Annotated in this window: 22 protein-coding genes; 12 read left to right on the top strand and 10 right to left on the bottom strand. The window is 73.4% G+C overall.

What is annotated here, in order from left to right:
* Window positions 1-16 precede the first annotated feature (16 nt).
* The 4 genes from ACIOSR_RS08660 to ACIOSR_RS08675 form a co-directional block, all read right to left on the bottom strand.
* The gene (locus ACIOSR_RS08660; protein WP_173152434.1) at window positions 17-1,450 is read right to left on the bottom strand and encodes an MFS transporter; all 1,434 of its coding nucleotides are present in this window, start codon (window positions 1,448-1,450) and stop codon (window positions 17-19) included.
* Between the two features lie 57 nt (window positions 1,451-1,507).
* Window positions 1,508-4,132 carry an ATP-dependent DNA ligase gene (locus ACIOSR_RS08665; protein WP_402752366.1) on the bottom strand — a complete coding sequence of 875 codons (2,625 nt, stop codon included), beginning with the start codon at window positions 4,130-4,132 and terminating at the stop codon, window positions 1,508-1,510.
* A gap of 297 nt (window positions 4,133-4,429) precedes the next feature.
* Window positions 4,430-5,551: a Fic family protein gene (locus ACIOSR_RS08670; protein WP_402752367.1), complete on the bottom strand. Its 1,122-nt coding sequence runs from the start codon at window positions 5,549-5,551 to the stop codon at window positions 4,430-4,432.
* 117 nt (window positions 5,552-5,668) lie between these two features.
* Complete coding sequence (locus ACIOSR_RS08675; protein WP_402752368.1) at window positions 5,669-8,056, bottom strand: sensor histidine kinase; 2,388 nt, start codon at window positions 8,054-8,056, stop codon at window positions 5,669-5,671.
* A 168-nt stretch (window positions 8,057-8,224) separates the two neighbouring features.
* Between ACIOSR_RS08675 and ACIOSR_RS08680 the strand changes: the two genes are divergently transcribed.
* Window positions 8,225-9,055 (top strand): oxidoreductase, encoded by an 831-nt coding sequence (locus ACIOSR_RS08680; RefSeq protein ID WP_123571410.1) that lies wholly within the window; start codon window positions 8,225-8,227, stop codon window positions 9,053-9,055.
* Window positions 9,056-9,340: 285 nt separating this feature from the next.
* On the opposite strand, the gene ACIOSR_RS08685 is transcribed toward ACIOSR_RS08680, so the two are convergent.
* Together ACIOSR_RS08685 and ACIOSR_RS08690 are read right to left on the bottom strand one after the other, a co-directional pair.
* Window positions 9,341-9,880, bottom strand: a complete 540-nt coding sequence (locus ACIOSR_RS08685; RefSeq protein WP_159828065.1) for a PadR family transcriptional regulator — start codon at window positions 9,878-9,880, stop codon at window positions 9,341-9,343.
* 128 nt (window positions 9,881-10,008) lie between these two features.
* The gene (locus tag ACIOSR_RS08690) at window positions 10,009-10,365 is read right to left on the bottom strand and encodes a VOC family protein (RefSeq protein ID WP_402752369.1); all 357 of its coding nucleotides are present in this window, start codon (window positions 10,363-10,365) and stop codon (window positions 10,009-10,011) included.
* Between the two features lie 329 nt (window positions 10,366-10,694).
* Between ACIOSR_RS08690 and ACIOSR_RS08695 the strand changes: the two genes are divergently transcribed.
* The gene (locus tag ACIOSR_RS08695; RefSeq protein ID WP_056043968.1) at window positions 10,695-11,741 is read left to right on the top strand and encodes an NAD(P)-dependent alcohol dehydrogenase; all 1,047 of its coding nucleotides are present in this window, start codon (window positions 10,695-10,697) and stop codon (window positions 11,739-11,741) included.
* A 190-nt stretch (window positions 11,742-11,931) separates the two neighbouring features.
* Here the strand turns inward: ACIOSR_RS08695 and ACIOSR_RS08700 are convergent, their stop codons facing one another.
* Both ACIOSR_RS08700 and ACIOSR_RS08705 read right to left on the bottom strand, forming a co-directional pair.
* Window positions 11,932-12,651, bottom strand: a complete 720-nt coding sequence (locus ACIOSR_RS08700; RefSeq protein ID WP_402752370.1) for a hypothetical protein — start codon at window positions 12,649-12,651, stop codon at window positions 11,932-11,934.
* A 130-nt stretch (window positions 12,652-12,781) separates the two neighbouring features.
* Window positions 12,782-13,402 (bottom strand): DUF3887 domain-containing protein, encoded by a 621-nt coding sequence (locus tag ACIOSR_RS08705; protein ID WP_402752371.1) that lies wholly within the window; start codon window positions 13,400-13,402, stop codon window positions 12,782-12,784.
* A gap of 348 nt (window positions 13,403-13,750) precedes the next feature.
* On the opposite strand from ACIOSR_RS08705, the gene ACIOSR_RS08710 reads away from it, so the two are divergent.
* Complete coding sequence (locus ACIOSR_RS08710) at window positions 13,751-14,674, top strand: EamA family transporter (protein WP_402752372.1); 924 nt, start codon at window positions 13,751-13,753, stop codon at window positions 14,672-14,674.
* A gap of 123 nt (window positions 14,675-14,797) precedes the next feature.
* Here ACIOSR_RS08710 and ACIOSR_RS08715 read toward each other — a convergent pair whose 3' ends face one another.
* A complete protein-coding gene (locus ACIOSR_RS08715) occupies window positions 14,798-15,136 on the bottom strand; it encodes a hypothetical protein (RefSeq protein WP_402752373.1) in 339 nt (112 codons plus the stop codon).
* Between the two features lie 226 nt (window positions 15,137-15,362).
* On the opposite strand from ACIOSR_RS08715, the gene ACIOSR_RS08720 reads away from it, so the two are divergent.
* The 6 genes from ACIOSR_RS08720 (at window position 15,363) to ACIOSR_RS08745 (ending at window position 22,220) form a co-directional block, all read left to right on the top strand.
* The gene (locus tag ACIOSR_RS08720; protein ID WP_402752374.1) at window positions 15,363-16,289 is read left to right on the top strand and encodes a phosphate/phosphite/phosphonate ABC transporter substrate-binding protein; all 927 of its coding nucleotides are present in this window, start codon (window positions 15,363-15,365) and stop codon (window positions 16,287-16,289) included.
* A 109-nt stretch (window positions 16,290-16,398) separates the two neighbouring features.
* The gene (gene phnC, locus ACIOSR_RS08725) at window positions 16,399-17,223 is read left to right on the top strand and encodes a phosphonate ABC transporter ATP-binding protein (protein ID WP_402752375.1); all 825 of its coding nucleotides are present in this window, start codon (window positions 16,399-16,401) and stop codon (window positions 17,221-17,223) included.
* Window positions 17,220-18,950, top strand: coding sequence for a phosphonate ABC transporter, permease protein PhnE (gene phnE, locus ACIOSR_RS08730; RefSeq protein ID WP_402752376.1), 1,731 nt, complete (start codon window positions 17,220-17,222; stop codon window positions 18,948-18,950). The genes phnC and phnE overlap by 4 nt, the downstream gene beginning before the upstream one ends.
* Window positions 18,947-20,260 carry a TIGR03364 family FAD-dependent oxidoreductase gene (locus ACIOSR_RS08735; RefSeq protein ID WP_402752377.1) on the top strand — a complete coding sequence of 438 codons (1,314 nt, stop codon included), beginning with the start codon at window positions 18,947-18,949 and terminating at the stop codon, window positions 20,258-20,260. The genes phnE and ACIOSR_RS08735 overlap by 4 nt, the downstream gene beginning before the upstream one ends.
* Window positions 20,257-21,024, top strand: a complete 768-nt coding sequence (locus ACIOSR_RS08740) for a phosphonatase-like hydrolase (protein WP_402752378.1) — start codon at window positions 20,257-20,259, stop codon at window positions 21,022-21,024. The genes ACIOSR_RS08735 and ACIOSR_RS08740 overlap by 4 nt, the downstream gene beginning before the upstream one ends.
* Window positions 21,021-22,220: a zinc-binding dehydrogenase gene (locus tag ACIOSR_RS08745; protein WP_402752379.1), complete on the top strand. Its 1,200-nt coding sequence runs from the start codon at window positions 21,021-21,023 to the stop codon at window positions 22,218-22,220. The genes ACIOSR_RS08740 and ACIOSR_RS08745 overlap by 4 nt, the downstream gene beginning before the upstream one ends.
* Window positions 22,221-22,314: 94 nt before the next feature.
* Here the strand turns inward: ACIOSR_RS08745 and ACIOSR_RS08750 are convergent, their stop codons facing one another.
* Window positions 22,315-23,064: a GntR family transcriptional regulator gene (locus ACIOSR_RS08750; RefSeq protein WP_043594651.1), complete on the bottom strand. Its 750-nt coding sequence runs from the start codon at window positions 23,062-23,064 to the stop codon at window positions 22,315-22,317.
* A 191-nt stretch (window positions 23,065-23,255) separates the two neighbouring features.
* Between ACIOSR_RS08750 and ACIOSR_RS08755 the strand changes: the two genes are divergently transcribed.
* Genes ACIOSR_RS08755 through ACIOSR_RS08765 form a run of 3 tightly spaced genes read left to right on the top strand, consistent with a single transcriptional unit; the run spans window position 23,256 to window position 25,377 of the window.
* Complete coding sequence (locus ACIOSR_RS08755; RefSeq protein WP_159824745.1) at window positions 23,256-24,185, top strand: helix-turn-helix transcriptional regulator; 930 nt, start codon at window positions 23,256-23,258, stop codon at window positions 24,183-24,185.
* Entirely contained in the window at window positions 24,182-24,412 is a 231-nt protein-coding gene (locus ACIOSR_RS08760) for a hypothetical protein (RefSeq protein WP_123571394.1), read from the top strand. Before ACIOSR_RS08755 ends, ACIOSR_RS08760 begins: the two co-directional genes overlap by 4 nt.
* Window positions 24,409-25,377: an aldo/keto reductase gene (locus ACIOSR_RS08765; RefSeq protein ID WP_402752380.1), complete on the top strand. Its 969-nt coding sequence runs from the start codon at window positions 24,409-24,411 to the stop codon at window positions 25,375-25,377. The genes ACIOSR_RS08760 and ACIOSR_RS08765 overlap by 4 nt, the downstream gene beginning before the upstream one ends.
* The last annotated feature ends 3 nt before the right edge of the window (window positions 25,378-25,380 follow it).

The following is a 25,380-nucleotide window of genomic DNA, read 5'->3' on the forward strand; positions in this document are numbered from 1 at the left end:
CCTCGCGCCGGCGCCCTCAGGAGGCGCGGGTGCGGTCGCGCAGACCGACGAACGACACCAGGGCGCTCACCCCGAGCAGCACGGCGACGACGATCACGACGCGATGGAACCCGCCCACCGTGAGCGCGCCTCCGGCGATGACTCCGAGGAACGCGACCGCGACGAGCCCGGCGACGCGCGAGATGGCGTTGTTGACGGCGGAGGCGATGCCCGACTGGCCGGCCGGGATCTGCGACAGCACCGTCGAGGTGAGCGGAGCCACGGTCACCGACAGGCCGAAGCCGAACAGGACCACGCCGGGCACGACCTGCCACCAGACGTCGATCGGATCGGCGACCAGCAGCATCCAGAGGAACCCGCTCGCCGTGATCAGCGGTCCGACCGTCATGAACGGGCGCGGGCCGTGGGTGGCGGCGAGCGTGCCGAACAGGGTCGAGAACAGCAGCGACACGATCGTCGTCGGCAGGGTGACGAGCCCGGCCAGGGTCGCCGTCAGACCCGCCAGCTCCTGCACCACCAGGGGGATGGTCAGGGTGCCGAGGCTGAGGGCCGCGTAGATGCCGACGGTGGCCAGGTTGCCGACGGTGAAGGTGCGGGTCCGGAACAGCGTCAGCGGCATCATCGGAGCGGGTGAGCGGCGCTCCCACCAGACGAAGGCGGCCAGCGCGGCGAGGCCGACCACGAGCGGCGTGACGACGAACCAGGTGCCGAACCCGACGCGCTGCCCCTCGATGAGCGCGAAGACCGGTCCGGCGAGGCCCACCGCGGCCAGCACGGCGCCCACGACGTCGACCCGCGGGGGAGCACCGTCGCGCCCCCGGTGGGCGTCGCCGGGCAACCGGGTCATCAGCACGAGGGTGAGGACGACGGGCACGACGACGACCGCGAAGACCCAGCGCCAGCCGAGCGTGTCGACGAGCGCGCCCCCGGTCAGCGGACCGATCAGGAACGCGACGCCGGTCCAGGCCGTCCAGCTGCCGATGGCCTTGCCCTGTGCCGGGCCGCTGAAGGTCGAGGTGATGAGGGCGAGGCTGCTCGGCACGAGGAGGGCCGCGGTCACGCCCTGCAGGGCCCGGGCGGCGATCAGCAGGCCCGGGTCGGGGGCGAGGGCGGCGAGCACGCTCGTCACGGCGAAGCCGATCAGGCCCGCGCGCAGCACCCGCACCCGGCCGAACGTGTCGCTGAGCGAGCCGGCCACGAGCATGAGCGACCCGAGCGTCAGCAGGTAGGCGTCGACGACCCACTGCTGCAGGGCGAGGCCCGCGCCGTCGTCGGCCGTCGCGCCGCCTCCCGTCCCGGTGCCGAGTTCGCGGGCGATCGCGGGCAGCGCCACGGTGACGATCGAGCCGTCGAGGAACGCCACGAACGAGGCCAGCACGGCGACCACGAGGACGACCCGCCTGCCGCGCAGGGTCGCGGCGTCGCTCGGGGCCGGGGGAGGTGTGCTCATGCTGCACTCAACACCCGACGGGCGCCGATCGATGCCCCGTCGTCCGACGGCCCGGCCTCACCCCTCGCGGACGACGTCGTCCGGCGACTTGTCGGGCCGCCACCCGCGCCAGCTCGGCTGCCGCAGCCGCCCGGTCGAGGTCCACTCGGCGATCGACACCTCGCCCACCCGCGACGGGGTGACCCAGTGGGCACCGCGGGCGTCCACGGCGGGCACGCCCACCAAGGGGCTGGTCTTCCGCTCGGCCGCGCGCAACGCCGGCAGCAGCTCGTCGAGCTCGCGGTCGGTGAACCCCGTGCCGACCCGGCCGACGTAGTGCAGCCCGTCCTCGCCCGGCACGCCCATCAGGAGCGAGCCGACGCCGTCGGCCCTCCGGCCGGCACCGGGGCGCCAGCCCGCGATCACGACCTCCTGCGTCTGGTGGTGCTTCATCTTGATCCAGGCGCGGGACCGTCGACCGGCGCTGTAGGTCGCGTCGCGCCGCTTGGCGACCACGCCCTCGAGGCGCAGGCGCTTCGAGGTGGCGACCGCCGCCTCCAGGTCCCCGTCGAACGCCGGGGGCACGTCGACGGCCCCGCCGCTCTCGACGATCCGCTCGAGCACCTCACGCCGGTCGTCGTACTCGTCCTTCACGAGCGAGCGCCCTTCGGCCCGCATGACGTCGAAGAGCAGCAGCTTCACCGGCGCGCCTTGGGCGGCCCGGGCCACGTCACGCGGCCGCGTCAGTCCCATGCGCGTCTGGAGGAGCCCGAAGTCGGGGCGACCCTTCTCGTCGACGGCCACGATCTCGCCGTCGAGCACCGCGCCTCCTTCGCCGTCGACCCGCTCCGCCAGCACCTGCAGCTCGGGGTAGGCCGGGGTGAGGTCGTTGCCGTTGCGGCTGGTCAGCGTGACCGCGCCGTCGTGGACGACCGCCACGGCGCGGATGCCGTCCCACTTCATCTCGAACGCCCACCCGCCCTCGGACACGTCGTGCGCGTCGCCCGTCGTCGCCAGCATCGGCGCGACCGGGTCGGGTGCCGGGAACTCCTGCTTCCCGTCGCGAGCCGAGGAGGCGCGGCCCGACCCTCCGGGGGAGCCGCCGGTCGCGTGCGCCGCGCGTGAGGAGTTGCCGGCGTCGACTCGCCGATTCGCCCGCGCGGACGGCGGCAACTCAGGGGATCGCGCGTCTTCGGTCGTCTTCCGGGCTCGATGCGGTCGTCCTCCTGAATTGCCGACGGAAGCGCCGTCGTGCGAGCCGACGTCGCCCGCGTCGTCCTTCATGCGGTGGATGAGCCAGTTCGACTCCGCCCGCCCACCGCCGTGGCCGGTGTGGATCAGTGCGACGCGTCGGGTGCCGCGCTGCTCGCCGTGCAGCACGACGATCACCTCCTTGCCCTCCCGCCACTTCTCGAGCTCGTACTCGCCGGAGTCCCAGATGGTCACCTCGCCGGCGCCGTACTCGCCCTTGGCGATCGTGCCCTCGAAGGTGCCGTACTCGAGCGGGTGGTCCTCGGTCTGGACGGCGAGGTGGTTCGTGCCCGGGTCGTCGGGCTCGCCCTTCGGCATCGCCCAGCTGACCAGCACGCCGTCGTGCTCGAGGCGGAAGTCCCAGTGCAGCGAGCTGGCGTGGTGCTCCTGGATGACGAAGCTCGTGCCGTCGGTCGAGGCAGGGGCCTCGGCGGGCACGGGCTCGGCGGTCTTCGACGCGTCGCGCTTCGAGCGGTAGACCTCGAGGCGGTCGCGCACCTTCTCGGAGGGGTCGTGGTCGGGGGCCTCGGTGTTGCGGAAGTCCTCGCCCAGCTCGCCCGAGGGCACCGGCACGTGCGCCGAGACGTCGGCCAGGGGGTCGCCGCGCCGCTTCAGGCGCGAGAGCACGTCGGTGTACTCGAGCTGCGCCAGGGTCTTCGACGCGAGTTCGCGCCAGGTGCGAGGCATCGCCACGGTCGGCCGGGACCGACCCCGCAGTGAGTACGGGGCGACCGTCGTCTTGTTGCCGTTGTTCTGCGACCAGTCGAGCAGCACCTTGCCCCGGCGGTCGGCCTTGCCCATGGTGCTGAGCACGAGGTCGGGGTGGTCGGCCTCCATCGCACGGGCCAGTTCGTGGGCGACCTCGCCGACCTGGGCACTGGTCTGCCTCCCGTCGAGCCGGGCGTACAGGTGCACGCCCTTGCTGCCGCTCGTCACGGGCATCAGCTCGAGGCCCATGCCCTCGACGATCGGCTTGAGCAGCTGCGCCACGGCGACGCACTCGGCGAGGCCGACGCCTTCGCCCGGGTCGAGGTCGAGCACCAGTCGGTCGGGGTTGCGCTGCGCCCCCTTCGGGCCGAACCGCCACTGCGGCACGTGCACCTCGAGCGCGGCGACCTGCGCCAGCCAGGTGAGCGTCGCGACGTCGTTCACCATCGGGTAGACGTTGGCGTGGTCCTTGTGCTCGAGGGTGTGCCGGGCGACCCAGTCGGGCGCGGAGTCGGGCAGGTTCTTCTCGAAGAACACCTCGCCGTCGACGCCGTTCACCCAGCGCTTGCGGGTGGCCGGCCGCCCCTCGACGTGCGGCAGCATCCACTCCGCGACGGCGGCGTAGTAGCTCAGGACGTCGGCCTTGGTGGTGCCGGCGTCCGGGTAGAGCACCTTGTCGAGGTTCGTCAGCTGCAACCGGTGCCCGCCGACCTCGACCGCCTCGCCGCGTCCCTTGCCCGCCATCGCGCGCCTCCCTGTCTCGTGTGTTCCTCGTTCTACCCGGCTGTGGGTCCGTGTCGTCGGCGGGGGGGGGGGGGCCCCCCCCCCCCCCCCGCGGGGGCCCCCCGCGCCGGGGCCCCCCCCCCCCCCCCCCCGGGGGGGGGGCGGGCGGGGCGGGGGGGGGGGGGCCGGGGGCGGGGGGGGGGGGGGGGGGCCGCCCCCCCGGGGCCCCCCCCCCCCCCCCCCCCCCCCCCCCGGCCCCCCGCGCCCCCCGCGGGGGGGGGGGGGCGGGGCGCCCCCCCCCCCCGCCTCCTGCGGGTGTCAGGCCCCGCGCAGTCGGGTGATGCGCTCGCGGATGCGGGTGTCGAGGTCGTCGAACTCGTCGAGGACGTCCATCGCGGCGTAGGCGCGCCCTCGGACACGTTCGGTGACTGCTTCGACCACGTGGTGTTCCGCGAGCACCTCGACGCCCCTGTAGACGCTTCGCTCGGGCAGGTCGCGCATCTCGTCGACGAGCTGCTCGACGGTGAAGACCGGCAACGTCAGCAGGACGGGCAGGATGCGGTCGGCCGCGCTGCCGGCTCGAGGTGCCGCCTGGTCGCGCCAGGCGTCCACGTACCCGGCGAAGAGACGTGCCGTGCCTCGGGCCTCGCGGGCCGCCGTCTCGACGCAGAGCGCGAGGTCCGTCACGATCGGGGCGACGTCGCCCGAGCGGTAGGCGGTGAGCAGCGAGAAGTGGTGGGTGGTGTCCGCCGCGAGGGCGCTGGCCACGGGAAGTACCGTGTGCGGCGTCACGCCGCGGCGGCGGAGGATCGCCCCGATGAGAGCGCGGCCGATGCGACCGTTGCCGTCCGTGAACGGGTGGATGCTCTCGAACTGCGCGTGCGCGATCGCCGCCTGGGTGGTCGGCTCGACGTCGTCCCGGTTCGAGAACGCGACGAGGTCGTCGAGGAGGGCGGGCACCTCGGCCGGCGGCGGCGGGACGTAGAGGGCGTTCCGCGGGGAGTGCTGCGAGCCGCCGATCCAGTTCTGCACGTCGCGCACGCGTCCGGCGTACGGTCGCTCGGCCAGGTCCGGGTCGTCTCGCATGAGTGCCTCGTGCGCGGTGAGGATCTCGTCGAGCGAGATGGTCGCGCCGGAAGCAGCGATGAGCTTCGCGATGGCGGCGCCGGCGGCGACCATCGACATCGCCGAGGTGTTCTCCTTCAGACCGCCGATGGCTCGGGCGAACGCGAGGGGTGACGCCTCGACGTGCTCGATGCGGCTCGAGGCCACCGACTCCATGCGGATGAGGAAGCCGGCGAGCGGGCCGAGCACGCCGTCGGCGACGCGCTCGAGGTCGACGGCCTCGTAGCGGGCTCGGGAGAGATCGCGGTCGGCGACCACGGGGACGGCGAGGTCGGCGATCATCGGCGGGATCGACGCCTGGATCTCGGCGAGCACTCGATCTTCTCGGGTGCCACGACGACTCGAGCTGGTCCACGGCACGGTGCACGTCGAGTGTGCCGGCCAATTCGCCATCGGTGATCCAATCGTCAACAACTGAGCCGACGATGACACTTATCGATGGTTTGTGACAATAGCGGGCGAGGTGCTGCCGACGGGAGCCGACGGATGTGGTCGACGCCCGCCTCCTCGGGGTGCGACCCCGGCAGGCACCGGATGGGGGATCGTGGCCCACAGGTCGACCTCGTCGTCGGCGTCGAGTCCGAGGGCCGCGGCCGTCTCGTCCGGGGTCGACGCGACGATGGTGACGGCGGTGCCGGACTCGGGGTGGCCCGACCGGACGACGACGCGGCTCGACCGGACGGGCTCCAGACGGCTCGCGACGTCGTCGAGCAGGGCGTCGAGGGTCTCGGGTGCGATGTCGTCGAGTCCGCCGTCGTCGAGCACCTGCACGAGCGACCCCCGGCGCCGCAGCGCCTCGACGCTCGCCCGGACGGCGTCGTTGAGCAGGCCGCGCCCCCTGATCTCGTCCCGGAGCGCCTGCTCGAGCACCCGGCACTCGGCCCGGGTGGCCTCGTCGAGGTGGCCCCGGGCGTCGACGACGTGCCGAAGGGTCGGGGCGACGGTGCGGTGGGCGTGCTGCAGCCGTCGATGCCGTTCGTGGTGGACGGCGTCGAGCTCGGCCTGCGCGATGGTGAGCTCGCGGTGCCGGCCCGCGGCGACCCGGGCCGCCGAGGTGACCTGCCGGATCGCGTGGTGCATCAGCAGGGCGGCCACGACGACGACGATCTCGCCGGCGAGTCCCAGGCGGATGGCCCCGGTGGGTCCTGCCCACAGCGTGATCTGCGCGACGAGCACCGCGACGGCGACGGCGGGCGGCCCCTTCCGTCCGGCCATCCACCCCATCACGGCTCCGGCCAGGACGCCGCACGTGTACCGGGCGATGGACACGTAGTCGAAGGTCGCCGGGTCGAGCCCGATGGTGGCGACGGCGCAGAGCAGGCAACTGACCGCCGTGGTGCCCCACGCCGTCCGGCTCGACATCCAGCCCCGTCTCGCCCCGCGGACGAGCGCGGGCAGGATCAGCAGGCCGAGGAGCGAGGCGACGACGGAGCCGAACGCGTGGGTGACGAGGACGGCGTCGACGGTGGCGATGAGGACCGCCACGACGATCACGACGCCGAGGGCGCGGGACAGCAGGCGCCGGGGGATCAGGTTCAGCAGGCCCTCGCCCGGGCGGCGGGTGACGGTCGGGGTGCCGCTGGTCGGGTGCCACTCCAGGACGACGGCGGTCCCGCGACCCGGTGCCGACCGGATGCTCGCGGTGCCCCCCACGAGCCTCACGCGCTCGAGGATCGACACGCGCACCCCGAGCCGCTCGGGGGAGACCCGCTCGGGGGCGAAGCCCGCTCCGTCGTCCGAGACGGCGATGCGGAGACCGCCGCCCTCGAGGCGCATGGCCGTCACCGCCCGGTCGGCCGAGGCTCCCGCGTGACGGACGCTGTTGGTCAGGGCCTGCAGCGTCGCCGACACGAGCGCTTCGGCCGCGGCGGGCGGCAGCAGGACGTCGCGGACCGCGGCCAGGTCGACCCGGGCGGCGCCGCGCAGTGGGGCGAGCTCGGGCTCGGCGGCCGAGAGGGCGTCGCCGAAGGGGGCCGTCGTCGGCTGGAGCGTGGCGCGGTGGCTCTCGTCCGACACGATGTCCAGGGCCGACCGGGCGACGGCCGCGGTCCGCTCGGGCGCGTGGTCGCCGCCGGCCGTGAGGAGCGCGGACAGGACGGTGTCGTGCAACAGTGCGTCGGTCCGCACCCGTTCGACCTCGGTGGCCTCGTGCCGCTGCTGGCTCTCGAACAGCAGTTGGGCGCGGTGTTCGGCCGCGTCGGCCCGATCGGCGCGGGCTCGGAGGGCCTTCACGCCCGTGACGAGCGCTGCGGCGAGCAGGCCGAGGCCGATGAACTCGAGGAGGTTGTCGACGAACGGGAACCGGCCCCAGTAGGCAGCGGCCAGAGCCGCGTCGATGCCCCCGCAGATGATCCCGGCACGCACGGGGTCGACCTCGGCCACCGCCGTGCAGGCGAACGCGACGAGGGACAACCCCACCAGCCACGGGATCGTCCCCTCGTCCACCGGTTCGCGGTGGGTCTGGAACGGTTCGATGACGAGCAGGCCGACGTAGGCCGCGACGGGGATCCACAAGCCTGCCCGGACGGGCCCCGGGCGCCGGAGCAGCGCGAGCGGCAGGGCCGCGAGCATCGACCCGCCGAGGAACAGCGACACGACGACGAGCGGCGTCATCCCCGGCAGGTGATCCGCCGTGAAGTCCGGCAGGGCGAGCAGCACCAGCAGGGACGCGGCGACGGCCAGCGTCGCCGCCATGCTCCGTTCCGTCCCGAGGCGCAGGGAGTCGTCGTCGGCCGGCGGGCCGACGCGCGGTGCCTCGCGGACGTCCCCGGGCGCGGCGAGGCTGCGGGCAGACGTCCGACCCACGACACCCGCTGACACCCCTCAACGCTACGGGGGACGACGTCGTGAGACGAGGCCCCAGAACGGGCCGCGAGCGGCCGGCCCCGGTCAGGAGGCGCGGTGCCGGCCCGACGGGCACCGCGCCTCCTTGGTTGTCTGGGGGTGCGGCGCGTCAGCGACCGCGACGCACGAGAGAGAAGAGAACACATGTCGACCTGGTTGATCACCGGCTGCTCCACGGGGTTGGGGCGAGCCTTCGCCGAGGAGGCGCTGGCCCGCGGACACGACGTCGTCGTCACCGCGCGCGACGCCTCGGCCGTGCAGGACATCGCCGACGCCCACCCCGACCACGCCGTCGCCACCGCCCTGGACGTCACCGACCCCGACCAGGTGACCGCGGCCGTCCACCTCGCCACCGAGCGGTTCGGCGGCGTCGACGTCCTCGTCAACAACGCCGGCTACGGCTACCGCTCCGCCGTCGAGGAGGGCGACGACGCCGACGTGGCGCGCCTGTTCGACACGCACTTCCACGGCAGCGTCCGCACCGTCAAGGCGGTCCTGCCCGGCATGCGTGCCCGCCGCAGCGGCACGATCGTCAACCTGTCGTCGATCGGCGCCCGCCGCACGGGCCCCGGCTCGGGCTACTACGGCGCCGTCAAGGCCGCGATCGAGCAGATGACCATGGCCCTGCGCACCGAACTCGCCCCGCTCGGCATCACGGCGACGGTCGTCGAACCGGGCTCGTTCCGCACCGACTTCTCGGGGCGCTCGCTCACGCAGTCCGCCACGCCCATCGCCGACTACGCCGAGACCGCCGGTCGTCGCCGCATCGAGGCCGACACCTCGGACGGCACCCAGCCCGGCGACCCCGCCGCCGGTGCCCGCCTGCTCGTCGACGCGGTCGACTCGGGCGAGGCTCCGTACCTGCTGCTGCTCGGCTCGGACGCCGTCGAGATCGTCACGGGCGCACTCGACGACCTCCGCCGCGACGTCGACGCGTGGGCGGAACGCAGCCGCGCCACCGACTTCGACGCCTGAGCCGGTCGCCTCACCTGCAGGAGGTGCGGTGTCGGTTCAGACGACCCCGCTCCTCCTGCAGGCCGTCACCTCCGGAGTGCCCGCGACCCCCCGCGGTCACCCCGGCCCGACCGGTGACGCCCCTGCCACGACGACCCGACGGCGCCTCGTCGCCCGGGCCGGCCCACGCCGGTGACGTCGGCTGCCGGCGACGAGGTGACGCGATCGGCTGACGCGTGGCTTCGAGGTCACGCTAGTCCAGTTGGTACTAGTCATCAATGGACGGGACGAAAAAGGTGCCCCGCTCTACGGGGCCCTGGGGGCACCGATCTCGCCGTCGCGCGAGTAGTCCTCGACCCAGGCCCGCTCGCTGCGCAGCTGGTCGAGCAGGTGCCGGAACATGGCGACCGACTGGACGGGGAAGCGCGTCGCGTCGTCGTCGCTGGCGTCGAGGTAGGCCTGGGCCGTCGCCATGCGCTCGTCGAGGGCCTGGAGGCGCGTGGCGAAGATCGTCGCCCGCGTCGCCTCGTCGACCAGGTCCAGCAGCGCGAACCGGACGTAGAACTCCTCGTCGTCGCCGGCGCGGGAGAGGGGGAAGTCGGCGACCCGCCCGATCAGCAGGTCGCGGCCCGCGTCGGTCAGCGAGAACACCTGGCGGTTCGGGCGACCCGTGGTCTCCACGGTGCGACGGTCGAGCGCGCCCCGGTCGTGCAGGCGCTTCAGCGTCGTGTAGACGGCGTTGTTGTTGACCACGCCGAGGCCCGGGCGCCGCACGTTCCGCTTGATGTCGTACCCGTGCTGCGGGCCGGCGAGCAGGTTGCTCAGGATGAGGATCTCGGTGACCATCCCCACATCATGGGGGGTCGCGGCCGGGTCGACGCGACCGCGGCGCGACCGGCCCCGCCGCGGCGCCACCGCACGCGGGAGGCGCGGTGCCGGTCGGACCGGCACCGCGCCTCCTGAGGGCCCCGACGTCAGTCGGTCGGCGGCGTGTAGAACTGCAGGTCGTTGCCCTCGGTGTCCTTGAAGGGCAGGATGCGGCCCCACGGGTGCTCGCTGATCGTGCCCGTCACGTCGGCGCCGCGCGACTGCAGGTCGGCCAGCGCGTCCTCGAGGGTGCCGTCGGGCTGGAACGTGATGACCGCCCCGCCCTCGCTCGACGCCGCGGCCTCTTCGCGACCGTTGAGGCCGATCATCAGGCCGTTCGCGTCGATCTCGGTCCAGTCGTCGCTCTCGTCCTTCACCGTGAGGCCGAGCGCGTCACGGTAGAACGCCGTCGCCCGCCCCATGTCGGTCACGGGCACCCACACTGTTGCCACTCCGCTTGCCATGTCGACTCCTTCGTCCGGCACCGGACCACCCGGTGCTGCGTCTGGCTCCTTGCTACGCCGCGCACCGTGCGAGCCGAGCCGCGAGTCAGGGCACTTTCCCACCCGGAAGCGTGTCTCACGGTGACCGGTGCCCGAGCGGACCACCCGCAGGAGGCGCGGTGCCGGACGGACGCGCACCGCGCCTCCTGCGGGCCGTCGCGTCGGGGGCCCTGCCAGGGCCTCCCACGATCGGCGCGGGGGCGTAGCGTCGATGACGAGGAGCCCGTCGTCGAGCACCGCGTTCCGACCCGCCCCTCGTCCCCGTACCGAATCCACCCCCCAGGAGACCCATGCGCACCGTCAACGCCTACGCGGCACCGTCCGCCACCGAGCCCCTCGTCAAGACGACCATCGAGCGCCGCGACGTCGGCCCGAAGGACGTCATGATCGACATCGCCTACGCCGGCATCTGCCACAGCGACATCCACACCGTCCGCGGCGAGTGGGGCGAGATCCAGTACCCGCAGGTCGTCGGTCACGAGATCGTCGGCACCGTCTCGGAGGTCGGCTCCGAGGTCACCAAGTACGAGGTCGGCGACCGTGTCGGCGTCGGCTGCATGGTCAACTCGTGCGGCGAGTGCGAGTACTGCAAGCGTGGCGACGAGCAGTACTGCGCCAAGGGCAACGTCGGCACCTACACGGGCGTCGACCCGGCCGACGGCAGCATCACCCAGGGCGGCTACTCGCAGGCCGTCGTCGTCACCGAGGACTTCGTGCTGCGCGTGCCCGAGTCGCTCGACTACGACAAGGTCGCGCCGCTGCTCTGCGCCGGCATCACGCTGTACTCGCCGCTGCACCACTGGGGCGTCACCGAGGGCACCAAGGTCGCCATCGTCGGCATGGGCGGCCTCGGCCACATGGGCGTCAAGATCGCCGCCGCACTCGGCGCCGACGTCACCGTGCTGTCGCAGACCACCTCGAAGAAGGAGGACTCGCTGCGTTTCGGCGCCAAGGCGCACTACGCGACCAGCGACGAGCAGACCTTCACCGACCTGGCGAACTCGTTCGACCTGATCATCAACACCGTCTCGGCGAAGGTCGACATGGGCGCGTACCTCGGCCTGCTGGCCGTCGACGGCACCCTCGTCAACGTCGGCGCCCCGTCCGAGCCGCTCGAGGTGCCCGCGTTCGCGCTGATCCCGGCGCGTCGCAGCTGGGCCGGTTCGGCCATCGGCGGCATCCGCGAGACCCAGGAGATGCTCGACTTCTGCGCCGAGCACGGCATCGTGCCCGAGACCGAGCTGATCGACGCCGACCAGATCAACGAGGCCTACGACCGCGTCCTGAAGTCCGACGTGCGCTACCGCTTCGTGATCGACGCGGCGACCTTCGCCTGATCCGAGCCGTTCCGACGGACGCCCCCGCACCGAGTGTGCGGGGGCGTTCGTCGTCCCCGGCGTGGTCGTGGGCGCACCGCACCGCACCGCGTTTCGTGCACTGCACCCGGACGAGACGCGGTGCAGTGCACGAAACGCGGTGCGGTGCGTGAGCCGAGCCGAGCCGAGCCGAGGCACGGGACGGGAGGGATCAGCGGCCCCGCAGGGCGCGCATCGTGGGTGCGGCGATGGCCCCGGCGACAAGGGCTGAGGGCCACGGGACGACCGTGACGGCAGCCAGGACGACGGCGGCGAGACAGGCGCCGACGACGGCGACCAGTCCGATCGTCCGCGACCGGCGCGCCACGGGACGGTCGATCCGAGGAGCATCGTCGGTGGAACGCGGGCGATCGTCCGGCGACGAGCCGTCGGGGGTCGTGACGCCGGCGGGCGGCCGGCCGACCCCCAGGGCGACCCCGACTGCGACCAAGAGGCCGACCACACCGAGTGCGACGAGGGACGCGATGCCCGGGTCCGGTGCCGACCAGGGATCGCTCGTGGCGAGTGAGGGCGCGACGAGCAGCGGTAGTGCACCGGCCAGGACGAGAGTCAACCCGGCCAGGGCGCCGACCGTCGATCGGTGTCCGAGCTTGACCGAGTCGCTGGTGACGCGGGCCAAGGCCAAGAGCAACCAGGTGGCGACGGCGGGGACCGCGACGGAGGCGACCGTGACGGCCAGGGGGCGGACGGTGGTGACGTCTCCTGCAGACCACTGGTTGGCTACTTCGGCGGGAAGGCGTGGGGCCCACGAGACCACCGTGGCCACTCCGGCGACGATGGCGCCCGCGAGGGGCAACTGCACGAAGGCCCAGAGTCGATCGCGCCGGATCTCGACGTCGTCGAGGTGTCTGTTCTCGGTGAGAGCGGTCATGGTGATCCTCCGGCCTGGTCGCTGTCCTTCCGCATCCGCTGACACGCTGTCAGGACTGCGAGGAGGCTGTCAACCGCATCTTTCGCATCTCCTCCGCGAGGAGGAGGTGTGGCGCACGTGGCTGCACACGTCATGACGAGGCAGCGGGGTCGAGGAGGAAGAGCCCGGCCAGACGACCGTCGGGGTGGCACGAGACGCGCCCGACCATGTCGCCGGCCTCGAAGTGGAGGGGGACGTCCACGACGGTGAAGTCGCCGGAACGACGCGCCGTGGGCGTGCCGCTCGACTCGAACGCCCCGACGGAACCGAGGATGTGGCTCCACACGTCGCCGAGCTGCGTCGGGCCCATGGCCTTCTTCATCTCGTCGTCGAAGAGGGTGTGGACCTCGTCGGGGCGACCCGTGCTGAGCAGGTCGAAGACGGTCGTCGCCCGCTCGACGGAACCCGACGTGACGTCCTTCTCGAGCGGGCGTCCCGTCCTCGGGTCGATCACCTGGCCGAACCTCTGGTATGCGGCTTGACGTGAGATGGCCATGACGTCTCCTACTTCTTGCCAGGTCGCCCCGGCATCGCGGGCATCGGTCACGAGGGCCGTAAGGACCGCCTCGAGGTCGGCCTTCATGCCCGCCGCACGCTGGACCGCGGCGAGTGTCGAGGACCGATCGTGTCGACCGTGCACCGACGCCGCGAGACCCTGGACCCGGGCGAGGAGGCTCGCGAGCAGGGACGGGGTGCGGGAGGGGGTCGACATGTGTAAAGACTAGATTGACACATGTCGTGGCGTCAAGATCGGCTTTCGTCCCGCTGGCCCATGTGTTCTCCTGGCTCACGCGCTCCCGCCCTCGCACCCAGTTCCGAACGATGCACCCCGAAGCTTCCGGGTGCATCGTTCGAAACCGGGTGCAGCGCGGCACGGTTCACCTCCCGGACACCCGCCGCCCCTACGCTGACCGCGACAGCGCCTAGGGTTCCGGGGTCCCACGATCCGACTGGTCCGAGCGGCGCCACGGTCGGGCGCCATCGCCGGGCCGTCATCTGAACGGACAAAAGCCTGGAGGACCCGTTCGGCGCGCCCCGCGCCGAGCCGATGGGTCCTCGCATGTCCACCACCGCCCTCCTGCTCGTCCTCGCCGCCGCCGTCTGCCACGCCGGCTGGAACGTCGTCGCCCACGGGGTGAGCCGCCTCGGCACCCCCTTCCTCTGGTGGGGAGCCGTCGCCAGCACCGTGCTCTGGCTGCCGGTCGTCCCCTTCACGGGTGGTCTCGGGGCGAGCGCCGGCGGCCTCGCGCTCGGGGCGGGCGTCTCGGCCGTGCTCCACGTCGTCTACATGACGGTGCTGCAGCGCGGCTACGCGGTCGGCACCCTGTCGACCGTCTACGCGACGGCACGCGGCAGCGGCCCGGCGGTCAGTGCGGGTCTCGCCGTCCTGCTGCTCGGCGAGCAGCTCTCGGCGACGGCCGTGGTGGGCATCGCCGTGGTGGTCGCGGGGGTGGTGGCGACCGGACTGATCGACCGGCGGCCGACCGGCTCTCCGGCGCCGCGCCTCCTGCACGGGTCGTCGACCACGTCGACGCCGGACGCCCCGGGCCCGGCGCGCCGTCGCCTCGACCCGGGCATCGCCTGGGGCCTGCTCACCGGCCTCGCCATCGCGAGCTACACGATCTGGGACGCCCACGCCCTGCGCACCTGGGGCCTCTCGCCCGTGTCGTTCATGGTCGGCGTGACGCTCGCCGAGGTCGTCTTCTACAGCGCGTCGCTCGGCCGGCGTCGGGGCGAGCTCGTCGCCGTCGCGCGTGCCCACTGGCCGCGGGTGCTGGCCTTCGGCGTGCTGTCGCCGCTGTCGTACATCCTCGTGCTGACGGCGATCCGGACGGCGCCGGTCGCCCTCGTCGCCCCGGCCCGCGAGACGAGCGTCGTGATGGTGGCCGTGTTCGGGGCGCTCGTCCTGCGTGAGGGCTCGCTCGTGAAGCGGCTCGCGGCCTCGGGCGTCGTGCTCGGCGGCATCGCCCTGCTCGCCCTCTGACGGGCGTCGCCCGGGCCGCCGCCCGCCCGTGAACCCGGTTTCGAACCATGAACCCAGAAGCTTCCGGGTGCATCGTTCGAAAGCGGGTTCATGGACGCACGAGCCCAGGAGGCGCGGGTCGGCCTAGAGGAACCCGGTCACCGCGACGGCGACCGCGGCCAGCAGCGCGACGGCGGCGAGCACCTTCGACGACCCCATGACGAGTCGGCGCCTCGGCCCACCGTCGTACGGCTCGTCGTCGGCGTCGCGCAGTTCGGGCGGGAGCTCGGCCTCACGGCGGCGGCGCTCCTGCTCGAGGCGGGCGGCCCGTTCGACCCGGGCCACGCGCTCGGCCTCGTGCCGCCGGGCCTGCGCGGCCTCGCGGTCACGGGCGACGAGCAGCTCGAGTTCGCGGTGGGCCTCGTCCGACCAGGTCGCGAGGTCGTCGCCGGGGGAGTCGGGGGTGCCGTCGTCGTGTCGCATGCGGAGGCCTTCGTCGCGGGAGCAGGGCGGGGTGGTGGTCCGAGGGTAGACCGCCGCACCTGGACCCGCCATGGCCGGGACGGCACCCCGTCCCGCCCCGCGGTCGGCTCGCCCAGGTTAGGCAGACAAGAGGTGAACTCTCGTTGAACGGGCCCGAAGATAGGTTCCTATGTCGGTCGGGCGCGTGCCACCATCGTCACGTCCTGCTCCCACCCGAAAGGCCGTCATGACCCTCCGCCGTCCCCGCGCCGCGACCGCCCTCGTCGGCACCGCCCTGCTCGCCGTCACGCTGTCCGCCTGCTCGACCCCCGCCTCCTCGGCCACCGGCTCGTCCGACGCGGCCGGTGGCTACGCGGTCGACGACGGCACCCTCGTCTTCGGCGTCGTGCCCGACTCGGTCGACACCGAGACGAACTACCAGCCGCTGATGGACTACATCGCGAAGGAGACCGGCAAGACGGTCGAGTACCACGAGTCGACGGACTACGCGGCCCTGATCGAGGCGAGCATCGCCGGCCAGGTCGACGTCGCCTCGTTCTCGGGCTTCACCTACGTCACCGCCACGAACAACGGCGCCGAGCTCACCCCGATCTCGTCGATCACCACGGCCGAGGGCCAGGAGCCCGGCTACTACTCGCAGGCCATCGTGCCGAAGGGCAGCGACATCACGTCGATCGCCGACATGAAGGGCAAGAAGATCTGCTTCGTCGACCCGTCGTCGACCTCGGGCTACCTCTTCCCGAGCTACGCGCTGCTCGAGGCCGGCATCGACCCCGAGAAGGACATCACCCCGGTCTTCGCGGGCAAGCACGACGTCAGCGTGCAGAAGGTCGGCGAGGGCACCGAGTGCGACGCCGGCTTCGCCGAGGACAGCGAGGTCGCCAAGAGCGACGCCGTCGAGATGATCGACGAGCAGATGGTGCCCGGCGCGCCCATCGTCGAGTCGGACTCGCTGCCCGACGACGTCAAGGCCCAGCTGAAGGACATCCTCTCGAACGTCACTGCGGACGACATGGTCGCCGCGGGCATCGAGGGCGCCGACAGCGAGGGCTTCCGCAGCGTCTTCTTCCAGACGACGCCGGTCGACGACGCGTACTACGACCAGATCCGCGACATCTGCGAGAAGACGAACGCGTCGCAGTGCAAGGCCTGACCCGCACGACGTAGCACCTCCCCACCCCGGGAACCCGCCGGGACCCTCGCGCACGCGTGGGGGTCCCGGCGACGTCCCCGGGTCCGAGCACGACGAACCGGAGACGAACATGAACCCGCACACCGCCCCCGCCGAGACCGTCGTCCGGCTCGAGGGCATCACCAAGCGCTTCGGTGAGACCCTCGCGCTCGACGACGCCTCGGTCAGCGTCCGACGCGGCGAGGTCGTCGTGCTGCTGGGCCTCTCGGGCTCGGGCAAGTCCACCCTGCTGCGTCACGTCGACGGCCTCGAACGGCCGACCGACGGCCGCGTCACGGTGCTCGGCCGCGAGGTCACCGAGCTCACCGGGCGGGCCCTGCGGCGGCTGCGCAGCGAGGTGGGGTTCATCTTCCAGCAGTTCGAACTCGTGCCGTCGCTGACCGTGCTCGAGAACGTCCTGACCGGCTCGCTCGCCTCCGTGCGCGGGCCCCGCCTCGGGCTCTGGTCGTACGGCCGGGCCGCGAAGGCCGAGGCGCTCGCCCGGCTCGAGCGCGTCGGCCTGCTCGACCGGGCCTACCAGCGCGCCGACACCCTCTCGGGCGGGCAGCAGCAGCGCGTCGCCATCGCCCGGGCCCTCATGCAGCGTCCCCAGGTGTTGCTCGCGGACGAGCCCGTCGCCTCGCTCGACCCCGAGTCGAGCGACCAGGTGATGGCGTTGATCCGCGAGATCGCGGCCGACGAGGGCCTCACCGTCATCTGCAGCCTGCACCAGGTCGACCTCGCCCTCTCGTGGGCCGACCGCATCGTCGGGCTGCGCCACGGTCAGGTCGTGCTCGACACCGGGACCGAGGGCCTGTCGAAGGCCCAGGTGATGGAGATCTACGGCCGCGTCGCCACGAGCACCGACCAGATGGCAGCCATCGAGCTCGAGCTCACCGGGGACGCCGTCCGATGACCGCCGTCACCGAGCGCCCGCGCACGACCGGGGCGGCCCCCGCTCCCGTCACCGCGCCTCCTCGTCGCCGGGTCTCGCCCGAGCGCGTCGCGGCGGGCCTCACCCTCGTCGCCCTGCTGGTCGCGAGCCTCGTGGCCCTGCGCAGCGTCGACATCGACCCCGCGCGGATGCTGCAGAGCTGGGCCAACGCCGAGCGGTTCTTCGGCCGCGTCGGGGCGATCGAGTTCCCCCCGCTCGGCGAGTTGTTGCAGCTCACCGCCCTCACGCTCGGCCTCGTGATCTGCGGCACCCTGCTCGCCGCCGTCCTGTCGGTGCCGGTCGCCGTGCTCGCGGCCTCGAACACCACCCCCGGCCCCGCGTGGCGTGCGGCCGCCCGCTTCGTGACGGTGCTCGCCCGGGCCGTGCCCGACGTCGTGCTCGCCATGGTGTTCGTGCTGCTCTTCTCGCTCGGCACGCTGCCCGGCATCCTGGCCATCGGCCTGCACTCGGTCGGCATGATCTCGAAGCTCTTCGCCGACGCGATCGAGCAGATCGACGAGGGTCCGCGCACCGCCGTCCGTGCCGCCGGGGGCAGCCGCCTCCAGCAGTTCACCGCCGGCGTGCTGCCCCAGGTGCTGCCGTCGTGGGTGGCGACCGTGCTGCACCGCAACGACATCAACCTCCGCGGCAGCGTGATCCTCGGCTACGTCGGGGTCGTCGGCCTCGGCATGGAGATGTCGTTCGCCTTCAAGTCGCTCGACTACGGACTCGGCCTCGGCTACGCCCTCGTCATCTTCGTGCTCTGCGTCGTGATGGAGGTCGTCTCGAGCAGCGTCCGCGCCGCCATGCTCGGCATCGCGCCGACCGGCCGCGGTCTCGGCGACCGCGTCGTCCGACGGGCCACCAGGAGGCGCGGTGCCGGTCACCCCGCCCCGTCGCGTCCCGTGCCCGCCACCGTCGAGTCCGCGCTCCGCCGACCGTGGGACCGCGCCCGTCGACGCACCGTCGCGTGGGGGTGGCTCGCGGTCGCCGTGGTCGTCGCGAGCGTCGCCGTCTGCGACATCGCCTGGTCCGACCTCGTCACCGTCTGGGCGAAGGTGCCCGCCGTCGCGACGCAGTTCTGGCCGCCGTCGTTCGGCAGCTACGAGGCGTCGACGATGGTCGCCGCCATGGGCGAGACGATCGCCATCGCGCTGGCCGCGACCGTGCTGACCCTCGTCGCCTCGATCGTGGTCGGGTCGCTCGCGGCCCGCAACGTCGCCCCGAGCCGAGGGGTGCGCAGCGGCATGCGCCTGCTGCTCGTCGGCATCCGCGGGGTGCCCGAGGTGATCCTCGCCATCGTGCTGATCGTCGTCACCGGGCTCGGCACGCAGGCCGGCACCCTCGCCCTGGCGCTCGGCGGCGTCGGGCTGCTCGGCAAGCTGCTCGCCGACTCGTTCGAGGAGGTCTCGCCCGGCCCCGAGCGCGCCCTCTCGGCCACCGGGGCGAGTCGCGTGCAGGTCTACGCCGGGGCGACCCTGCCGCAGGGCACCCGCGCCCTGATCGGGCACACCTTCTACATGCTCGACACCAACCTGCGGGCCGCGACGCTGCTCGGCATCGTCGGTGCCGGGGGAGTCGGCTACTACCTGCTCAACGCCAGCCAGGGCTCGAACTACGGGACGGTCACGGCGATCGTGCTGATGATCCTCGTCACGGTCCTGGCCGTCGAGGGGCTCGCCATCTGGATGCGGAGGGTCTTCCGATGACCGCGACACACGACACGGCCCACGGCACGGCTCGTCACTCCGCGGCCCCGACCGCGGCCTCGACCGCGGCGGCAGGGCACGCGGCGGCACCGCACGACGTGGTCGTCGTCGGCTCGGGCGTCGTCGGCCTCGGTGCCGCCCTCGCCGCCGTCGACCGGGGGCTCTCGGTGCTGGTCGTCGACCGCTCCCCGGTGATCGGCGGCTCGACCGTGCGGAACTTCGGCCACCTCTGCCTCACCCCGCAGAGCGGCGAGGCCCGCCGCCACGCCCTCGCCGCCCGCGAGCTCTGGCTGCGGCTGGCCCGCGACGCCGGCTTCTGGCTGTCCCGGCGCGGCACGCTCGTCGCCGCCCGACACGTCGACGAGCTCGACCTGCTCGACGAGCTGGCCCTCGCCCGCACCGACCGCGTGCTGGGCGACCGGCCCGAGATCGAGCGGCTCGACGCGGCCGAGCTGTCGTCCCTGGCCCCTGTCGCTCCCGGTGCGGTCGTCGGCGGCGCCCTGCTCCCGTACGACCTGCAGGTCGACCCGAGGGAGGCGGCCGACGCGATCCGCCGGCACCTCGAGACGCGAGGGGTGCGCTTCCTGGCCCGCACCTCCGTGGGGTCGGTCTCGTCGGGACGCGTCGAGACGAGCCGCGGGCCGATCGACGCCGGGACGGTCGTCGTCGCGACCAACCACGACCTCGACCAGCTGCTGCCCGACCTCGCCGACCGACACGCCCTCGAACGCTGCGGCCTCGACATGCTGCGGGTGCGGGCCGACCTAGTCCGGCCGCTCGTCGCCCCGCTGCTGACCGGCTGGTCGCTGATCCGCTACAGCGCGTTCGCCGGCACCGGAGCGGCCGACGCGGTGCGGTCCCGACTGCACGCCGAGCGCCCGGACCTGGCCGCGATGGACCTCAACCAGATGTACACGCAGCTGCCCGACGGGTCGGTGATCGTCGGGGACAGCCACCGGAAGGGCGCCGCGATCGCGCCGTTTCAGGACGAACGGATCGCCGACGCCTTCCTCGACGAGTTCCGCGTGCTGTTCGGCGCCGAGCCGGTCGTCACCGAGCGGTGGCAGGGCGTCTACGCCTCGGGCCGCGACGAGTTCGTCGTCGACGAGGTCGCGCCCGGCGTGCTCGTCACGGTCGTCTCGACCGGCATCGGCATGACCACCGGGCTCGGGCTCGCCGAGCACGTCGTCGGGGCGCACCTCGACGGGGGGCGCGACCGGGCGCTCGACACCCTCGCCCCGACCTCGACCGTCACCTCGGCCGTCCCCTCGGCCGGCCCCTCGCCCCTCACAGAGAGCCTCACCGCATGAGCACCACGACCGCCACCACCTCCGCCTCGTCCGGCACCCCCGCCGCCGAGGCCGCGACCCCGATCGAGCTCGTCGTGCTCGACATGGCCGGCACGACCGTCGTCGACGACGGCGTGGTCGAGCAGGCCTTCGCCCGCGTCGCCGACCGGGTCGACCTCGGCCCGACGCTGAGCCGCGACGAGGCCCTGCAGTACGTCCGCGACACGATGGGCCGCTCGAAGATCGAGGTCTTCCGGCACCTCACCGGGGGCGACGAGGCGCTCGCGCAGCGCGCGAACGACGAGTTCGAGGTGTCCTACGGCGAGCTCGTCGACGAGTCGGGAGTCGAGCCGATCGAGGGCGCGGGCGACCTCGTCGACGCGCTCCGCGCCTCCGGGGTGTCGGTCGTCCTGACCACGGGCTTCTCGCCCGTCACGCGCGACCGCCTGCTCGACGCGCTCGGCTGGACGGTCGACGCCGCCCTCTCGCCCGTCGACGCCGGCCGCGGCCGCCCCGCACCCGACCTCGTGCTGACCGCGCTGCTGCGCACCCGTGCCTCGTCGGTCGCCGCCGTCGCGGTCGTCGGCGACACCGTCAGCGACGTCCTCTCGGGGCGCTCCGCCGGTGCGGGCCTCGTCGTCGGCGTGACGACCGGCGCGCACACCCGCGAGCAGCTGCTCGCCGCGGGGGCCGACGTCGTGCTCGAGAGCGTCCGCGACCTCGTCGGGCTGCCGGCCTTCGCCGGGGTCGCGGCCGCCGGCGCGTCGACGACCGCGGTCGCGTGACCACCGCCCTGCCGCGGACGGGGGTGCCGCCGCGGACGACGGACCAGGAGGCGCGGGTCGCGTCCGTGACGGACCCCGCCTCCCCGGCCGCGCTGCCCCTCGACCCGGCCCCGACCGCCATGGTGTGGCTCGAACCCGGCCGTCCGCACGAGGCCGTCGCGGTGCCCTCGGTCGTCCTCGCGCCCGGCGACGCCCTCGTCGAGGTCGAGCTGGCGACGATCTGCGGCTCGGACGTGCACACCACCCGGGGCGACCGGAGCGCGCCCGCCCCGCTCGTCCTCGGTCACGAGCAGGTCGGTCGCGTGGTCGCCCTCGGGCCGGGGGCGGTCGCCGTGGACGGGGCGCCGCTCGCCGTCGGGCAACGCGTCGTCTGGTCGCTGACCGTCTCGTGCGGTCGATGCGCCACCTGCCGACGCGACCTGCCGCAGAAGTGCGAGTCGGTGCGGAAGTACGGTCACGAGCGGCTCGTCACGGGCTGGGAGCTCAGCGGCGGCTTCGCCACGCACGTGCACGTGCGGTCGGGCACGGCGATCGTCCCGGTCGAGGCCGACCTCCCCGCCGAGCTGCTGGCCCCGGTGTCGTGCGGCACGGCGACGGCCGTGGCGGCCCTCGACGCCGCCTCGGCGATCGTGCCCCTGGACGGTGCCGTGGTGCTCGTCACGGGGGCCGGGCTGATCGGCCTCACGGCGACCGCGCTGGCCACCGACGCCGGGGCCCGGGTGGTCGTCGTCGACCCCGATCCCGCCCGCCGTCGGCTCGCCGTCCGCTTCGGCGCGGTCGCGACGGTCGACCCTACGGCTGCTCCCGACTCCGACGACGGCCTGAGCACCGCGTTCTCCGTCGCGGGCGGTGCCCCGCTCGTCGCCGTGGAGGCCTCGGGGTCGCCGCACGCCGTGACCTCGGCGCTCGCCGCGCTGGGCGTCGGCGGCGTGGCCGTGCTCGTCGGCAGCGTCTTCCCCGCCCCGGCGGTGCCGCTCGACGCCGAGAGCGTCGTCCGGCGTCTCGTGACCCTCCGCGGCGTGCACAACTACGCCCCGCGGCACCTCGTCGAGGCCGTCCGCTTCGTCGAACGGAGGCACGCGGCCTGGCCGCTCGACGCCCTCGTGGGCGAGGTCGTCGCCCTGCGCGACCTCGACGCCGGGATCGCGGCGGCCGCCGCCGGCGGGTCGGTGCGGGTGGGCGTCCGACCGGAGTGACCGGGGGCTGTGGCGGCCTGCGGGGGCTGCCCCGCGCCTCCTGCCGTCCTGCCTCCTGCGTCCGCGGACGCGGGAGGGGGCGGGTGGGCGCCGCTCAGGGGCCGATCGCGCGGATGAAGTGGTCGCCCTCGCGGGCCCGGCCCGACGCCGAGACGGTGAAGCGGACGATGTCGCTGCGGTACCGGTCGTCGGAGGCCTCGAAGGTGCGGCCGTCGGGGCCGCGCGTGATGCGGTGCAGCCGCAGGATCGGCGTGCCGGGCTCGACCCCGAGCAGTTCGGCGTCGAGCTCGTCGGCGGCGACCGCGTCGATCTCGTGGTCGATGTCGGCGTAGCCGAAGCCCCGTGAGTCGAGGTACTCGGTGATCGACACCGTGTCGAGGTCGACGTCGAACAGCACGCGGCCGACCTCCTCGATGAAGGTCAGGCGCTCGAGCATGGTCGGGCGGCCGTCGACGAGTCGCAGGCGGACGACGTCGACCACGAGGGCGCCCGGCTCGATGCCGAGCGACCGGGCCTTGTCGTCGTCGGCGCGGCGCAGCGACACCTCCTGCGTGCGGGCGCCGGGCTCGCCGCCGACGTCGCGCACCCACTTGGTGAAGGGGATCGACACGTCGACCGGGTGGTGCGCCTTGCGTGCGACGACCCGCGCCGGGCGGCCGCGCCGGGTCTCGACCAGGCCCTCGGAGCGCAGGGCGGCGAGGGCGTTGCGGATCGGCCCGCGGGAGGTGCGCCACTGCTCGGCCAGCTCGCCCTCGCTCGGCACGTCGTCGCCGACCGCGAGGTCGCCGCTCAGGATGCGCCGCCGCAGGTCGTCGGCGATCTGCTCGTAGAGGGTCGAAGGCACGTGCGGATCTTACCGAGCGGTGCGGTCGGGCTCGTCATGGGCCCCGTCCGCGACGACGAACCCCGTTCGCGAAGACGAACCCCGTTTCATCGGGGTTCTCCTTCGCGAACGGGGTTCGTCCCGTCGTCGCGCCGAGGGGGTCACCACCAGGGCTTCCCACCGCGACCCGCCCCTGTCGTAGCGTCGAGGGCATGGACACCGAGAGCGAGATCCGCGACTTCCTGACCAGCCGACGGGCGCGTGTGCGGCCCGAGCAGGTCGAGCTGCCGGGCGGCCCCGGACGCCGCGTGCCCGGACTGCGGCGAAGCGAGGTGGCGCTGCTCGCGGGCGTCAGCGTCGAGTACTACACGCGGCTCGAACGCGGGCGCCTCGGCGGGGTGTCCGAGGTGGTGCTCGACTCGCTCGCGACCGCCCTGCTGCTCGACGACGCCGAACGCGAGCACCTGGCCGACCTCGCCCGTGCCGCGAACGAGTCGCCCGTGCGCGCCCGGCGTCGACGCCGTCCTCCCGAGACCGTCTCGCGCAGCATGCAGCTCGTGCTCGACGCCGTGACGGCCGGGCCCGCGTTCGTCCGCAACGGGCGCATGGACGTCCTCGCCGAGAACGCACTCTTCCGCGCGCTCTACTCCGACCTCTACGCCCTCGACGAGCGGCCGGTCAACCTCGCCCGCTTCGTCTTCCTGCACCGCGAGCAGGCCGAGGCCTTCTACCCGTCGTGGTCGGTGGCCGCCGACATCAACGTCGCGATCCTGCGCACCGAGGCCGGCCGCGACCCCCACGACCGCGCCCTGCACGACCTGATCGGCGAACTGTCCACCCGCAGCGACGAGTTCCGCGTGCGCTGGGGCGCCCACGAGGTGCGCCACCACACGTCCGGCCAGAAACGCTTCCACCACCCGGTCGTCGGTCAGCTCGACATGGTCTACGAGGCCATGGAGCCGATGGGCCGCCAGGGCCTGAACTTCCTCGTCTACAGCGCCGAGCCCGGCTCGCCGACCGAGGAGCGCCTCCGCCTCCTCGCCAGCTGGGCGGCGCCGCAGGCCGACCCGGCGGTCGTCCGCGCCGACGCCCCGGACCGACCCGACGTCGCGAGCGGACCGCGCGAGGCGGCCGGATCGTGAGCCGCCTCGCGATGTGGTGGCGCGCCTCCTGCGAGATCTCCGACCTCACGCGCGACCGAGAGCAGGAGGCGCGGGTGCTGGACGAGATGGCGGTGCGTCTCCAGCCGGGCCCCTGGGCGATCGCCGCGCTCTTCCACCGCCGCGCGCCCGGCGCGACCGACGCCGCAGAGGCCTCCGCCACCATGGAGAACCAACCACCCCCGAACGCCGAGGAGGCACGACCGTGAAGTACACCCGTCTGGGCAGCACAGGGCTGAAGGTCAGCCGCATCGGCCTCGGCTGCATGAGCTACGGCGACCCCACCCGGGGCCTGCACTCGTGGACGCTCGACGAGGCGGCCTCGGCACCGTTCTTCCGCCAGGCCGTCGAGCTCGGGGTCACCTTCTGGGACACCGCGAACGTCTACCAGCAGGGCACCGGCGAGGAGTTCGTCGGCCGCGCGATGCGCGAGTACTCCCGCCGCGAGGACGTCGTGCTGGCGACGAAGGTCGGCGGTCGCATGCACGACGGTCCGGGGGGAGCGGGGCTGTCACGCGGGGCGATCCTCGAGCAGGTCGACGCGTCGCTCACGCGACTCGGCACCGACCACGTCGACCTGTACCAGATCCACCGCTTCGACCCCGAGACCCCCGTGGAGGAGACGATGGAGGCGCTCCACGACCTGGTCCGGGCCGGCAAGGTCCGGTACACGGGCGCCTCGAGCATGTTCGCCTGGCAGTTCGCGAAGATGCAGACCGCCGCCGTGGTCAACGGATGGACGCCGTTCTCGACCATGCAGGACCAGTACAACCTGCTGAAGCGCGAGGAGGAACGCGAGATGATCCCGCTCTGCGCCGACCTCGGCGTCGGGCTCGTGCCCTACTCGCCGCAGGGCAAGGGACGGCTGACGCGACCGCGTGGCGCGACCACCGAGCGGTCCGCCGTCGACGAGGTCGCGAAGGCCTTCGACGCCGACGAGGACGGCCCGATCATCGACGCCGTCGAGCAGGTCGCCGCCGAGCACGGGGTGTCGATGGCCCAGGTCGCCGTGGCGTGGGTGCTGCGGAACCCCGTCGTCTCGGCGCCGATCGTCGGCGCGACGAAGCCGCACCACCTCGCCGACGCCGTCGCCGCCCTGGACGTCGAGCTGACCGACGAGGACGTCCGCCGCCTCGAGGAGCCCTACCGGCCGCAGTCACCGTTCTGGTGGTGACCG

The sequence above is a fragment of the Frigoribacterium sp. NPDC087798 genome (assembly GCF_044742985.1).
In the GTDB taxonomy this organism is placed as follows: Bacteria; Actinomycetota; Actinomycetes; order Actinomycetales; family Microbacteriaceae; genus Frigoribacterium.

Excerpts from the sequence above, each read along its gene's own strand:
- phnC (WP_402752375.1), top strand. The coding sequence starts at position 16,399 with ATGAACCCGCACACCGCCCCCGCCGAGACCGTCGTCCGGCTCGAGGGC.
- ACIOSR_RS08690 (WP_402752369.1), bottom strand. The coding sequence starts at position 10,365 with ATGGCAAGCGGAGTGGCAACAGTGTGGGTGCCCGTGACCGACATGGGG.
- ACIOSR_RS08735 (WP_402752377.1), top strand. The coding sequence starts at position 18,947 with ATGACCGCGACACACGACACGGCCCACGGCACGGCTCGTCACTCCGCG.
- phnE (WP_402752376.1), top strand. The coding sequence starts at position 17,220 with ATGACCGCCGTCACCGAGCGCCCGCGCACGACCGGGGCGGCCCCCGCT.
- ACIOSR_RS08705 (WP_402752371.1), bottom strand. The coding sequence starts at position 13,402 with ATGTCGACCCCCTCCCGCACCCCGTCCCTGCTCGCGAGCCTCCTCGCC.
- ACIOSR_RS08700 (WP_402752370.1), bottom strand. The coding sequence starts at position 12,651 with ATGACCGCTCTCACCGAGAACAGACACCTCGACGACGTCGAGATCCGG.
- ACIOSR_RS08695 (WP_056043968.1), top strand. The coding sequence starts at position 10,695 with ATGCGCACCGTCAACGCCTACGCGGCACCGTCCGCCACCGAGCCCCTC.
- ACIOSR_RS08665 (WP_402752366.1), bottom strand. The coding sequence starts at position 4,132 with ATGGCGGGCAAGGGACGCGGCGAGGCGGTCGAGGTCGGCGGGCACCGG.
- ACIOSR_RS08680 (WP_123571410.1), top strand. The coding sequence starts at position 8,225 with ATGTCGACCTGGTTGATCACCGGCTGCTCCACGGGGTTGGGGCGAGCC.
- ACIOSR_RS08660 (WP_173152434.1), bottom strand. The coding sequence starts at position 1,450 with ATGAGCACACCTCCCCCGGCCCCGAGCGACGCCGCGACCCTGCGCGGC.
- ACIOSR_RS08720 (WP_402752374.1), top strand. The coding sequence starts at position 15,363 with ATGACCCTCCGCCGTCCCCGCGCCGCGACCGCCCTCGTCGGCACCGCC.
- ACIOSR_RS08755 (WP_159824745.1), top strand. The coding sequence starts at position 23,256 with ATGGACACCGAGAGCGAGATCCGCGACTTCCTGACCAGCCGACGGGCG.
- ACIOSR_RS08740 (WP_402752378.1), top strand. The coding sequence starts at position 20,257 with ATGAGCACCACGACCGCCACCACCTCCGCCTCGTCCGGCACCCCCGCC.
- ACIOSR_RS08710 (WP_402752372.1), top strand. The coding sequence starts at position 13,751 with ATGTCCACCACCGCCCTCCTGCTCGTCCTCGCCGCCGCCGTCTGCCAC.
- ACIOSR_RS08685 (WP_159828065.1), bottom strand. The coding sequence starts at position 9,880 with ATGGTCACCGAGATCCTCATCCTGAGCAACCTGCTCGCCGGCCCGCAG.
- ACIOSR_RS08715 (WP_402752373.1), bottom strand. The coding sequence starts at position 15,136 with ATGCGACACGACGACGGCACCCCCGACTCCCCCGGCGACGACCTCGCG.